Source organism: Streptomyces sp. NPDC002845 (assembly GCF_053591955.1).
This window is the reverse complement of the sequence record NZ_JBSFUU010000046.1, coordinates 26,798-39,337: the sequence shown is the minus strand read 5'-3', so window position 1 is coordinate 39,337 and position 12,540 is coordinate 26,798. Positions and strand designations below refer to the sequence as shown.

Below are 12,540 nucleotides of genomic sequence, written 5' to 3'. Positions count from 1 at the left end.
AATGTTCCGTCCAGACCGCGCGACTCTCCGCTCGGCCGGCTTCGTCGTGCTGCTCACCGGCGTGTTCCTCATCGTGAACAGCCAGGTCGTGTACGCGGCGAGCGGCGACAGCGAGACCGGTGACCTGCTCGCGCCGCTGAACATCACCTCCTCGGAGGGGGTGCCGATCAACGGCTACGAGCTGAACGCTTCAGGGGGATCCATTTTCGCCTTCAAGGCGCAAGCCCTGGCCTTCGCCCTGTCCGGGCTGTTCACCCTCATCCGGCTGCTGGTCGGACTGGCGGGCTGGTCGATCGAGCTCGCCTTCCGGTTCCCGCTACTGAAGATCCTCACCCGCCCGGCGCAGAAGGTCGCCGATGCCTACAACGACGTGGTCGTCGACACGCTCGGGCTGAAGGCGCTCTTGCTGGCCTGGGCGTTCGTCTTCGCCGGTTTCATGATCGTGCGCGGGCGGGTCGGGCGCGGGCTGGGCGAAATCTTCCTGACCCTGCTGATCGCGGCTTTCGCGGCGTCGGCCTTCGTCCGCCCCGACTACCTGCTCGCCCAGGACGGGCCGCTGGGGCAGAGCCAGCAGGTGGCCGCCGAGGTCGCCAAGGAGAGCGTCAACTCCTACGACTGGGGCGGCAAGCTCGCCAGCCGTGGCCCGTGCGACGGCATGGCCGGCATGGAGGAGGTCAAGTGCCTGGAGCGGGAAGCCCGAGCCCCGATCTCCGCGACGGACGTGGCCCGTCCGCTCCAGGACTCGATCACCAACGCGCTGATCACGAAACCTTTCATGCTGCTGCAGTACGGGCGCATCCTCGACCCGGCCAAGGCTTCCGACCGCACGGCGTACGCCGTCCACCTGAAGTGGGTCACCGGCGGCTACAAAGCCGGCGCCCAGAAGGATGACGACGAGGACAACGCCTGCAGCCTGCTCTCCGGTGCGGCCAGAGAACACTGCGAACACGACACCAGCGAAGAGGCCTCGGACGGCCGGGAGGACGCCTGCAGTCTGCTCACCGGTGCGGCCAAAGACCTCTGCGAACAGGGCAACGGCGACGCCTCCCACGGCAGCGGCAGCCTGCCCTCCCTCACCCCTGGCGGCCAGTTGCTGGACGCCTCCAACGCGATCGTCACCGACGAGGACCGTGAGTTCGACGCCTTCCTGCACGACATGAAGAAGGCCGGCGACGTCGGCAAAACGTGCGCCGCCTACGCCGAAAAACCCACCTGGTGGCGCGTCGGAGGCGCCGCCCTGCTGCTGATCGCCGCCCTGTTCATCTGCGGCATGCTGCTGTCCAGCGCGATCGTGATGCTCGGCACCCAGGGCGTCTGCGCCGCGGCGGCGGCCGCCGGCGGCGTCACCCTCATCGCGGGAATGCTGCCCGGGCCCGCGCGCCAGTCGGTCTGGAAGTGGTTGTCGATCTGGGCCATCTCGGCCCTGGCCGTGGTTGGGATCTGCGCCTTCGTGCCGTTCTTCGGGATCGCCGTCGACGCCACCATCACCGACGGCCCGGACCTGATGGTGGAACGAATCCTGCTGATCGACGTGCTGGCCATCGCCGGTGCGGCCGGGCATCGCAGGCTGCTGACCGGGATCACGTCCTTCGGCCGGCGCATGGCCATGCGGATGCGCTACGCCAAGGTCGGCGGCACCCACCTGCCGGGCGACACCTCCGAGCTCGGCGCCGCGCTCGCTATGAACTCCCCCGCAGCGATGAGCGGATACGGCGGCGGACTGCGCGCCTTCACCGGCGGCGGTGGCGGCCGGTACGGGATGCTCGGCACCCGCCAGCGTCTGTTGGGCGCGCTCACCTCTCTGTCCGACGGTGCGGGCATGCCGGTGGACACCGGCCGGGTGCTTGCTGATGCCACTGCCGAAGCCGGGCGCGGTCTGGCTCCGCTCACCGCGGCCGCGGCCGTGGGCTCCCTGGGCGCACGGCTCGGCGCGAAGGGCGCGCACTGGCTGCTGATCGGCCGCCGGCCGGACAAGGAGCAGTTGGCCAAGTGGCGCAAGCCCACGGCCGACGGCGACCCGAACCCGGGCGGCCCGCCGGACGGCGGGGACGGCGGTTCAGGCGGCACCGGGCCGCGCCGGCCCTCAGGTCCGCCTGACCGGTACCGCAACGAGCACGGGCAGGTCGTCGACCGCGACACCGGCCAGGTGCTGCACGACCAGCACGCCGACCGCACACTGCTGTCGACCCGGGCCCACAACCGCCTCGTGCGCTTCCGCGGTTACCGCATCCTCAACCGGGGCGGCCGGACCGCGTACGGGGCGACGGCCGGCTTGCCGGCAGGCGTCCGCCGGGCCCGGTCGGGAGGCTCGCGGTATTCGCAGGATGCCCGGCAGCAGGTGCGGGTGTGGGGCAACACGGTCCGCGAGGACGGCCGGGCCTGGGCCGACACGGGGCGTCATGTGTCCCGTGTCCTGCGGGAGCGCACCGACGACAGGGGCGGACCCGGCCCGTTCGTCAGCCGTCGCCTGCCGACCCGGGCGGCCCCGGCTCCGCGTCCGACCGGTTCCTCCAGTTCCGCGGGCCGTACGAGGCCGGCCGCCCCGCGGCCCGGCGCGCCGACGTCTCCGGCCGGAGGCAGCGCCGCACTGGCGTCCACGCCGCCGACGTCCCCGACGCGGCTCACAGGCGGTGCGCCCCGTCGTCCGGCAAGCCCGGAACCGACCAGGCCCGGGCCGGTCCTTCCCCCAGGCGCAGGCACCAGCAGCACCCGTGACGAGGCGCGAGCCCGGTTCCAGGAGCTGATGCGGCGGACCGCGCCCGACGCCGAGCGGATGCGCCAGGAGCGGGACCGGCAGCGGGAGGGCGGTGAGGACGAGTGAGGCCGGCCCGGCGCCGCATGGCGCGGTGGGGGTGTGTGGTGGTCCTGCTGCTGTTCGCCGCCGTGTGCTGTGCCGTACCGGTAGGGAACGCGATCAGCGCCTACGTCGCGCTGAAGACGTGGGCGCAGGACGACGGCGGGATCGCCGAGGGCGGCAGTGCCGCGGACATCCCGCCGCGCATGCTCACCGCCTACAAGAAGGCCGTCCAGCAGGTCGGCAAGCATGTGCCCACGTGCCAGGGCATGCGCTGGCCGATCCTCGCCGGGATCGCCAAGGTCGAGTCCAACCACGCCATCGGCCGGAACATCGCCGCAGGCGGCGACATCCGCCCGCGCATCTACGGGGTGCTCCTCAACGGCTCCGGGGCCGGCGGCAACACCACCGTCTTCCCCGACACCGACAACGGCCGCTGGGACGGCACCGCCACCGGGGAGCGCGCGGTCGGTCCTTTCCAATTCTTGCCGTCCACCTGGGAGGGAGTCGGAAAGGACACAGGCGGCGACAAGGCCGCCGACCCGCACAACGCCGACGACGCCGCCCTCGGCGCCGCGATCTACCTGTGCGGCAACGGCCGTGATCTGACGAAGCGGGCGCAGCTGAAGGCCGCGATCCTGCAGTACAACCACTCCAATGAGTACGTCGCCAATGTGCTGGGCTGGATCGACCAGTACACGGCGGCCGCCAAGGACCCGGGCCTGAAGAACGTGTCCGGGCAGATCCGCACCATCATCGAGGCGGCGCTCTCCCAGCGCGGTGTCCCGTACTCGTGGGGCGGCGGCAACGCGAGCGGCAAGTCGTACGGCATCTGCTGCTCCCCCAGCGGGAAGAGCGGCACCAACATCAAGGGCTTCGACTGCTCCGGGCTGACCCAGTACGCGTACGCGAAGGTCGGCATCAGCCTGCCGCGCGTCGCGGCCTCCCAGGCCGGTGTCGGCAAGCGGATCCCGGCCAGCCTCGGCACGAGCGCGCTCAAGGCCGGTGACCTCGTCTTCTACGCCACCGCTCCCGGACGCGATTCCACGATCTATCACGTCGGGATCTACGTGGGCAGCGGAAAAATGGTCAACGCTCCCCGCCCGGGGACCGTGGTGCGCCTGGACGCCGTCAACGCGATGTCGGGTTTTGCGGGGGGAGCGCGGCTGCTGTGACCACCGCCCCGCGCTCACCGCGCCTGCTGTTGCTGAGCACCGTCGTGCTCGCCGTCGCGGGTATCGCCCTGCTGGGCGTGCCGCACGGTCAGGAGCAACCGGCCCCGGCGTCGACCGCGTACGCGACTACGGATCCATCATCGGCGGCCACAGTGCCTCCCGCCAGCAAGCCGACCGCTGGCACGTCTCGCTCCGCGACGCCCGCCGCATCGACCCCGTCGGCCGTCGAGTCCGCTCTGCCGCCGCACGGCGAGGGCGTGGCCGGCGACCCGGCGGTCCAGCGGAACCTGGAGGCCGCCTGGCCCGTCGACCTTGCCTCCGACGACGAGCGGGAGTTGCTTACCGCCGGGCGCGCTCTACTTCGCGCGGACGCCACCGGAGTCGGCCGCGCGAAGTGGCCAGAGGTTTTCCCCGACTCGGGCCAGGTGGTAGCCCCGGCGTTCGCCACCGCTCGCTTCCGTATCCAGGCCGCGATCGCTCGCCGCGACGGCAGCCCGGACAAGGCGGTGGTCCATCTGGTGTGGGCCGGCATGGACCGCGGCGGCACCTTCACCGACCTCCGCATCACCGACTGGTTCTTCACCCGCACTATCAAGAAGGGAGTAGCGACGTGGACTCCGCAGCCCCGTACCTGACCGACCGGGCCGATGACACGGCCGCTGGTCAGGTACTCGGCCTGGTCACCGGCCTGGTCGACGCCGCCGACTGGCTCTACGACCACTGGTACCTGCTCGCCCTGGCGATCGCCGCGTGCTGGGGCGTGGGTGAGCTGGTGGTACGTCGGCTCGCGGCCAAGGCTTCGGCCGAGCGGATGGCCCTGGAGCTCGTCTCCAACCGGCACTTCGACCCGAGCCTGGAGGAGATCTTCCGCCGCGGCGTGCAGCTCGCCCGCGCCTCCACGGCCATGCCCTGGTGGGCGCCCCGCAGAGCCAAGGCCGTACAGATCCGGCTGCGCGCGGACGGCAGTGCGCCGTTGCGCTACCGCATCGAGGGCCCGGCGGGCGGTGAACGCTTGTTGTCGATCACCCCGTTCGGGCCGGACGTCACCGTCAACCGGTCCCGGCCGATCGTCGACGAGCCCCGGACGCACACTGTGCGGGCCGAGTTCATCCTGCGCGGCAAACTCATCTCTCCGCTGCGCGAGGTGCCGCTCACCCCCGACCCGCTCCAGCCTCTCGTCGACGCCGTGGCCGACCTGCGCGCCGAACTCGGCGACCTCGCCGAGATCCGGCTCGACATCCAGCGCGCCCCGAAGTGGGCGTTGCGGGCGCGCCGCCTGCAGCTGATGAGCACCGCGCGCCGGTCCGAACGCCGGGAGGCCCAGCGGGCCGCGCGCTGGCTGCGGCAGGACGCCAGCGGCATCGAGGACTCCCTGGGCTGGCAGCTGCAGCAGCTCCTCAGTGACAAGCCCAGCTCGGGCGCCGGGCGGAGGCTGGTGATGCCGCCGGTGCCCCGTCGGGTGGAGTCGGCGGAGGCGCTGGGCAAGCTCGCCGAGGACGACCACCTGGTCCGAGTCCAGCTGCTCGTCCTGTGCGCCTCGAACACCGAGGGCCGCGCCCAGGCCCGGCTCGCCCAACTCCAGGCCGGCCTCGACGTGTTCGGCGGCCGCTCCCGGTGGGCCATGCGCGGCTGGAGGCTGGGACCGTGGCGAGTGGGCGCCGACCACTGGCCCACCCGCCGTGGCTTCGAGCGCCGCTGGAATCGGGGGCACTGCCAGCCGCCCCGCGCGAACTGGGTCCGGCTGGAGGAGCTGACCGGCCTGCTCAAGCCCCCGACCACGCACTGCCGTCTGCCGGTGCTCGCCGGTGACCTGCCGACCTTCGCCTTCGGCGAGCCCGAGTTGCTGCTGCAGGGCATCTACCGCGGACCGGACGGCCGCGAGCGGCTGGTCGCCACCCACGCCGAGGAAACCCTGTTCGAGGTCGGGGTCGGCAAGGCGGGCGGCGGCAAGACCGAGCGGGCCCTGGCGCAGGCGATCGGCTGGGCACACGCGGGCGGCGGGCTGGTCTTCGTCGACCCGCACCGCGACTCCTGGCCGCGGGCCACCACGTTCCTCGCGCACGAGGCCCTGATGCCGCGGATCGCGCTGATCGACCTCAACGGCCTCGGCCCCTCGCCGCGGGTGAGTTCGTGGAATCCGCTCGGGATGCACCAGGGCCAGGCGGCGCACGAGGTCGTCGAGGCGATCGCCGACGCCTACGCCTCCACACTGGCCTGGGACGACGCGACCGCCCCGCGCGCACTCACCATCCTCACCGCCGCGCTCACTGTCCTGGTCGCGGTCAACGAGGCCGCCTGCCAGGCCGGCCGGCCCGAGGACCAGGCCACGATCTTCCACGTACGGGCCCTGATCACCGACGCCAAGTTCCGCAAAGCAGCGCTCACCGCTGTGGCGGGCCGGCTGGATGAGGAGACCCGCGCGTGGTGGCAGGCGGTGTTCCCGACCCTGCCACCCGACGCATTCGCCGTCGTCCTCAACCCGATCGCCCGCCTTGCCGCCAACCCCATCACCCGCGCCTTCCTCGGCCAGGGAATCGGTGTCTACAACATCCGCGCGGCGATGGACTCCAAGATGATCGTGTGGGTGTGCCCGGGCGGCAACGGGCCCACCGACCGCCTCTTGACCGCGCTGCTCGCCCGCGATCTGCTGCGCGCCGCACGCTCCCGGCGCGACACGCCCGAAGAGAGGCGGGTGCCGTTCCGCCCGTACTTCGACGAGCTGATCACACTGACCGGCGCGGCCCCGGAGACCATCGCCGCGATGTTCGAGGATTTCCGCAAGTACCGGTGCCACGTCCATGGCATGACTCAGCTGCTGTCCCGCCTTCCCACGCCGGTGCGGCTGTCCTTGGTGCAGAACGCGTCCACGCTGGCCACCACCGCCGGTTCGAAGTCTGCGATCGCGCCCATCACCGCCGAGTGGGGAGACAATCCCAGCCCCGACCGGGTCGCCACCATGGAGCGGTTCGAGCACTACGTGTCCATGAACGTGCACGGCCGCCGGGTCGGGCCCGTCCAGCTGCGCGGGCCCCATCTCGACGACGTCTTCGCCGCCCAGGCCTGCCCGAAGGACGTCCCCGCGCTGGAGCGGGCCGCCTACGCGAACGCCGGGGCGCTTCCGCTGGACCAGCTCACCGAGCGCGCCGCGAAGCAGCTCGGTCGCGTCGCCGCCTTCCTCGCCGAGCACTCCCCCGCCGGCGCCACCGCTGTCCCCCTGTCGAAGGAAGACGAATGGAACTGACCACCGCCCAGCCGAAGGACCGTACGGCGGCGGGCTTCACGCCCAGCCCCGTGGAGCCTCTCGTGCATCAACTCCTGGCCACGCTCGCCCAGCACCGCATGGCCTCCACCAACCAGTTGCACGTCCTGCTGCGGCCCGACCGCTCCCGCCAGTCGGTCTCGGAGCGGCTGAACCAGTTGCTCGGCGAGCGCCTGGTCGACTTCGTCGTGCTGCCCCAGTCCAACCGCACCCGGGTCTGGTACCTCACCCCGAAGGGCGCCCGCCTCACGAGGGACTGGCCCGCGCTGCGCGGCCGCCCGCCGTACCCAATCACCTCGACCACAGCCGCCTCACTGAAAACCCCGCACACCCTCACCGTCCTGCGCACCCACCTGGTATTCGTCGCCGATGCCCGCCGCCGCGGCGACGAACACGGCCACCTCGACTGGACCCCCGAGGTGTTCCACGCGATCGGCGACGGCGAGAAGGTCGTAGCCGACGCGCTCATGCACTACACCCTCATCGACGGCCAACAGCGGCGGAAACTGAGGGCGTTCGTCGAGGTCGACCGGGCCACCATGAGCAGCGAGCGCCTGGCCGCCAAGCTGATCGAGTACGCGAGGCTGTGGTCGTACGAACCACAGCCTGTCGGTCGGCGCCGACCTGCCGCCGGGCCCGGCTGGCTGCGCTGGTACCCGGTGTTTCCCCGGGTCCTTTTCGTGCTGACCGGCGCTGGGCGTCAGGCGATGGACAACCGGATCAGCGACCTCAAGGCCATGGTCGCCCATCATCCCCTCGTGGCTGACCTGGCCCGCGAAGTGCCGCTGGGAGCGGTCGTCCTGGACGACCTCGAAGAGCACGGCCCCACCTCTGACGTGTGGGTTCCGCTGGCCGGCGGCAAGCCCTGCCCGTGGACCGAGCTGTGACATGGGGCGTTGTCCGCGTTCGCGTCCTATGCCGTACCAGGGCCAGGCGGACACCACGTTCATGACCCGGCACCCCACTCACTGGCCGTTCCTCCCCAGCGCTCTGGCGTCTCCTCCAGAAACCGCCCGTCAATCCGTGTTGAGGGCTTCGAGTTGCAGGAGGCGGCGTTCCCGCTCGGTCAGCGGAGGTTCCGCGAGCGGGGGCAGGAGTGGTCCCGTGAGGGCGGCGGCCAGGACGGAGGGGCGCAGGAGGCGGGTGGCGCCCTTGCGCATGCTGGTGACGTCGGTCAGGGCGGTGGCCATGAAGAATGATCCGGTTGCTGTGCGCGACAGTCGGCTGGTGAAGGAGGCGACGAGGCGGTCCTGCAGGGTGGGGGCCTGGTCGTGGGCGTCGGTGTAGTGGATGTCCTGGGCGGTGGCCAGGGCCCATGCGGCCTCGACGGGGCCGGCTGTGGCGCGTTGGACGCGGCGGGCCAGGCCGGGCGAGCGGACGTCACCGGTGCGGGCCAGGTGGCGGTGCAGGGCGAGGGCGCCTTGTGCGGCGACGCTCATGCCCTGGCCGTAGACCGGGTTGAAGGTGGCGATGGAGTCGCCCAGGGCGATGAAGTTCTCCGGCCAGTTCCGGGCTTTCTCGAAGTAGCGGCGGCGGTTGCGGGTGCTGTGGGTGAGCGTGACGTCGGTGAGGGGGTGAGCGCGGGAGATGATGTCGCCGATGAGGGGGTGGCGCAGGGAGCGTGCGAAGCGCACGAAGTCCTCGGGATCGGCGGTGGGTTCGCCGCCGCGGGTGCCGCCGAGGCTGACGATCCACTGGCCGTTCTCGATCGGTGCGAGGGCGGCGGCTTGTCCTGGGCCCGTCCCGCGGGGGTCGGCCATCACGTTGATCACGGGAATGGTTTCGGCGCCGTCGAGGGCGCGGTAGATGCGGGTGGCGTATGTGAGGCCGGTGTCCATGGTGTGCTCGGGTATGCCGGTGATGCCGAGGTCGGCGAGCCAGGTGGTGGCCCGGGAGCCCCGGCCGGAGGCATCGATGACGAGGTCGGCTGTCAGCTCCTCCGTGTCACGGCTGGGTCCGGCCGTGGTGAGGGTGACACCGCTCACGCGATGGCTGCTGCCGAGCAGACCGGTCGCCTGGCGGCCCGACAGTACTTCGATGCGTTCGTCCTTCAGGACTTGGGTGCGGACCACGTGGTCCAGGAGGTCCCGGCTGACGGTGATCAGGTAGTGGGTGGGGCGCCAGCGCCGGTACCAGCCCTCCGGTGACAGGGCCACCATGTGGGAGGTGAGCGGTTGGAAGTGGGCGCCTTCGGCGAGCAGGTAGTCCGTGGTGCCGGGCAGCAGTTTGTCGATGGCTTCGGCGCCGCCGGCCATGAGGGTGTGGATGTGCCGTGCCTGGGGCAGGCCCTTGCGGGGGCGGGGACCGTCCGGCAGTTCGTCCCGCTCGATGACGGTGACGGTGTCGACGGCCTTGCTGACGGCGGTTGCGGCGAGCAAGCCGGCCAGACCGCCGCCGATCACGATGGCACGGCGCATGGGGGAATGTGTCCTTTCTGTGGAACTGTCACGCAGTGTTCGGAGGTGCTTCGTGGGCGCGCCCTACCGCTGCGGGTGGTTGGGGCAGGGCTCGGGAGAGTTCCACCAGTGTGCGGACGGATCCGTGCGTGGAGGTGAGCTTGTAGGCGCCGTCGGGGTTGCACGGTGGTGCGCCGGCGGCGGAGGACTCGACAGCCGCGGCGATCACGGCTGCCTCGGCGGTGATGTCCGCGCTGGCTGCCGGCTGGCCGTCTGCCAGGGCGGATGCCCGGGCGCTGGCGTGGACTCGCTGGTCGAAGTGCGGGTTGAGCCGCAGCAGCGCGTCGTGGATGGCTATCTGGCGCAGACTCAGCCGGTACTCCGGTGACTGCCACCATGTGACCAGGGGCTGGATGGGAACGCCGACGTGGCTCAGCGTGGACCACAGAGGGGCCAGCTGCCGGTACTCGTCGTGGGCCTTCCACTGGGCGGCTATTGGCCGGCTGACGCGGGGCAGTGTGAAGCCCGCTGCGACGAGGAAGGCGGCGGTGGAGACCATGACCGGGGCTATGGAGGTGGAGAAGAAGTCAAGGTCGTGTCCGGTCCACCGGGCCACGACCGAGATGTACTTCGAGAACTGGAAACCGAAGTCGAACCAGCCGCCTATGAGGATCATCCACAGGCCGGTGCGGAGCGCGCCGTCGACCTCGCGCTGCCAGGCCTGGCACAGTCGCATGAGGGTGGCGACCGCGACGGTATGAGCGGCCAGGTACAGGACGATCATCTCGCGGATGAAGGGGGTGGTGGCGTAGTAGCTGTCGAAGTCGGTCAGCCGTTCGACGGGGGCGTCGCCCAGGGCGAACAAGACGATCACGGCTGCCGCGCAGGCGGTGTAGATGCTCAGGCACAGCTGCCAGGCACGGCGGATCCGGTCCGGCTCCCCGCCTCTCCAGTTGATCATGAGGGCGACGATCGCGCCGCTGAAGCTCGTGTTGAGGGCGTACACGAGTGGCGCGGAGAAGTTGGCGACGCCGGTGATGGCGTTGACTTCGCGGATCACGGCAGGTTGTGCGTGAAAGAGCGTCAGGGCTCCGATGAGCAGGACGGCGTAGCCCGATCTGACGACGGGTATCCGCCATTTCCTCCGCACGGGCAGATGCAGTGCGAAAGCGATGACCAGGCCCACGATCGGAACCAGATAGAGGGTCGTGGGCTTCATCTGCAGGACTCCCGCCGAGGCGGGTTACCGCTCAGGCACGTCAGTCGCCCCGGCACGCCGGCGAGTGCGACAGCCGGCTGCGGCCTGGCCGGGTGTCGTGTCACGCCGGTCTCCGGCCCGGCCGCGGACGCCGCACACCTGTACCGGGAGTGTCGGAGATGCCTCTCAGCGATGCCCCGATGCGTACGGCCAGCCCGTCGGAGGCGGCCGTGTCGGCTGCCCCCTCCAGCCACGGCGCCAGTTGCTGCCACATGATCAGCCCGAAACGCTCGGCGTCCTGCTCGGCCTGCTCATGGAAGGTGGTACGCGCCGCCAGGTTGACGACCACCGCGCCGAGATCGGCTTCGTCGGCCAGCAGCCGTGCGGCGACCGTGTCATCGCCGACATGGATGCCGCAGTCACCGTGCAGCATGTGCCACACCTCATGGAAGAAGATCACCAGCTGGTGCCAGGGTGCCGCGCGCTGGTCGATGACGATGATGTCGTGGGTCTTGAGCTCCATCCACAAGCCGGTGGCGGTCTGGGGCGGGAAGACCTCGGTGCGCAGCACCACCTCGCGCCCGCGTTCTTCTGCGGCCAGACGCGTCAGTTCGTGGAGCAGCGCGTCAGGGGCCGCGGGCGCCGGGAGGGTCAGGTCCGCAACGAAGCGCTCGGCCAGCCGCCGCATCTCTTTGCTCTTGCTCACCGCTCTCCCCGAAACGTTCGTGCGGGCCGGTGCCAGGTGTCCTCTTGACGCCGGAGCCTGTCGTGGGCGGCCGGTCGTCTCCTTATCGGCTGGCGCCTGTCCGCCTTTCCTGGGTAGTTGCTGTCGTCAATATGCCAAATCCCGTGTCCGGACAGCCACATGTGGCCCATGAGAGAGGCGGGAGCACGGGAGGGACAAAAGGTGTACAGCGCGGCAAGGGGGAACGAGACCGAGACCTGGTGACCGGAAACCGTCGCGGTTTTGGCGCGGTGGTGACCTTGCGGTGAGGCTTGCACGATCACCCTTCGGTGTTCTCCTTGCGGTCCTCGGTCAGGATCCACTCGGCGAATTTCAGGAGGGTTGCGCGCTGCTGGGGGTCCATGTCGGCTGCGCGCTCGGCGATTTGCAGCAGCCCGGCGTCACGGAGCCTCGCCTTCGGGTCTGCCGCGGTCTCCAGCTCGCGCAGTTCCTTCTGCAGTGCGCCGTTGAGGGCTTCCGGAGCGGTTGCGGTGAAGAATCCCGCCGGCAGGCTGAAGTGACTCCGGAGCCGCTCGGCGTGCTCCATGCTCGGCATGCCCTTCGTGCGCCACTCACTGAGCCATTGACGGCTGGTGCCCGCGATGCCCGCGAGCTCCCCCAGGGAATACCGTTTGCCGTCCGGCCTCCTCTGAGTCTGGCGGACGAATTCCAGGCGCTGGCGCACTCGTGCGGCGAGGTCAGGCTCGGGCACCTCCCGGCCGGACAGGAGCGCGGCCACCACGTCGGCGGGCACGCCCGAGCGCTTGGCCAGGTCCTCCACGTTGAGGATCTCGGGCAGGGAAGGGATCTCGTGTCCCGTCACCTGGGAGATTCGCTCGAGCGTGTCGGCGAGGGTGTTCGCATCTCTCACCGAGAAGTCTCCGATCGGTCGCTGATGCCGAGGTGAGGGTAGCCGTTCACCCCCTCCACAGCCAGACCGCCAACTATTACTACCTCATTGGGCAGCAATAGTTGACACTCGGCGTGTTGGGTA

General features: G+C 70.6%; 9 protein-coding genes. 5 read left to right on the top strand and 4 right to left on the bottom strand.

What is annotated here, in order from left to right; genetic code table 11:
- Position 1: 1 nt before the first annotated feature.
- Genes ACWD3C_RS29345 through ACWD3C_RS29325 form a run of 5 tightly spaced genes read left to right on the top strand, consistent with a single transcriptional unit; the run spans position 2 to position 8,115 of the window.
- Positions 2–2,821, top strand: a complete 2,820-nt coding sequence (locus ACWD3C_RS29345; protein WP_451149128.1) for a hypothetical protein — start codon at positions 2–4, stop codon at positions 2,819–2,821.
- Complete coding sequence (locus tag ACWD3C_RS29340) at positions 2,818–3,969, top strand: C40 family peptidase (protein ID WP_451149126.1); 1,152 nt, start codon at positions 2,818–2,820, stop codon at positions 3,967–3,969. Before ACWD3C_RS29345 ends, ACWD3C_RS29340 begins: the two co-directional genes overlap by 4 nt.
- Positions 3,966–4,604 (top strand): hypothetical protein, encoded by a 639-nt coding sequence (locus ACWD3C_RS29335; RefSeq protein ID WP_451149124.1) that lies wholly within the window; start codon positions 3,966–3,968, stop codon positions 4,602–4,604. The genes ACWD3C_RS29340 and ACWD3C_RS29335 overlap by 4 nt, the downstream gene beginning before the upstream one ends.
- The gene (locus tag ACWD3C_RS29330) at positions 4,580–7,210 is read left to right on the top strand and encodes an ATP/GTP-binding protein (protein WP_451149122.1); all 2,631 of its coding nucleotides are present in this window, start codon (positions 4,580–4,582) and stop codon (positions 7,208–7,210) included. The genes ACWD3C_RS29335 and ACWD3C_RS29330 overlap by 25 nt, the downstream gene beginning before the upstream one ends.
- On the top strand, positions 7,201–8,115 hold the full coding sequence (locus ACWD3C_RS29325) for a replication-relaxation family protein (protein ID WP_451149120.1): 915 nt from the start codon (positions 7,201–7,203) through the stop codon (positions 8,113–8,115). The genes ACWD3C_RS29330 and ACWD3C_RS29325 overlap by 10 nt, the downstream gene beginning before the upstream one ends.
- Before the next feature lie 129 nt (positions 8,116–8,244).
- Here the strand turns inward: ACWD3C_RS29325 and ACWD3C_RS29320 are convergent, their stop codons facing one another.
- The 4 genes from ACWD3C_RS29320 to ACWD3C_RS29305 form a co-directional block, all read right to left on the bottom strand.
- The gene (locus ACWD3C_RS29320; RefSeq protein ID WP_451149118.1) at positions 8,245–9,645 is read right to left on the bottom strand and encodes an NAD(P)/FAD-dependent oxidoreductase; all 1,401 of its coding nucleotides are present in this window, start codon (positions 9,643–9,645) and stop codon (positions 8,245–8,247) included.
- A 28-nt stretch (positions 9,646–9,673) separates the two neighbouring features.
- A complete protein-coding gene (locus tag ACWD3C_RS29315; protein WP_451149116.1) occupies positions 9,674–10,843 on the bottom strand; it encodes an MAB_1171c family putative transporter in 1,170 nt (389 codons plus the stop codon).
- Positions 10,844–10,943: 100 nt separating this feature from the next.
- Positions 10,944–11,528 carry a toxin-antitoxin system, toxin component gene (locus tag ACWD3C_RS29310; RefSeq protein WP_451149114.1) on the bottom strand — a complete coding sequence of 195 codons (585 nt, stop codon included), beginning with the start codon at positions 11,526–11,528 and terminating at the stop codon, positions 10,944–10,946.
- 298 nt (positions 11,529–11,826) lie between these two features.
- Positions 11,827–12,417, bottom strand: a complete 591-nt coding sequence (locus tag ACWD3C_RS29305; RefSeq protein WP_451149112.1) for an XRE family transcriptional regulator — start codon at positions 12,415–12,417, stop codon at positions 11,827–11,829.
- Positions 12,418–12,540: the final 123 nt, after the last annotated feature.

Coding starts and splice junctions, on each gene's coding strand:
- ACWD3C_RS29315 (WP_451149116.1), bottom strand. CDS start 10,843: ATGAAGCCCACGACCCTCTATCTGGTTCCGATCGTGGGCCTGGTCATC.
- ACWD3C_RS29345 (WP_451149128.1), top strand. CDS start 2: ATGTTCCGTCCAGACCGCGCGACTCTCCGCTCGGCCGGCTTCGTCGTG.
- ACWD3C_RS29325 (WP_451149120.1), top strand. CDS start 7,201: ATGGAACTGACCACCGCCCAGCCGAAGGACCGTACGGCGGCGGGCTTC.
- ACWD3C_RS29320 (WP_451149118.1), bottom strand. CDS start 9,645: ATGCGCCGTGCCATCGTGATCGGCGGCGGTCTGGCCGGCTTGCTCGCC.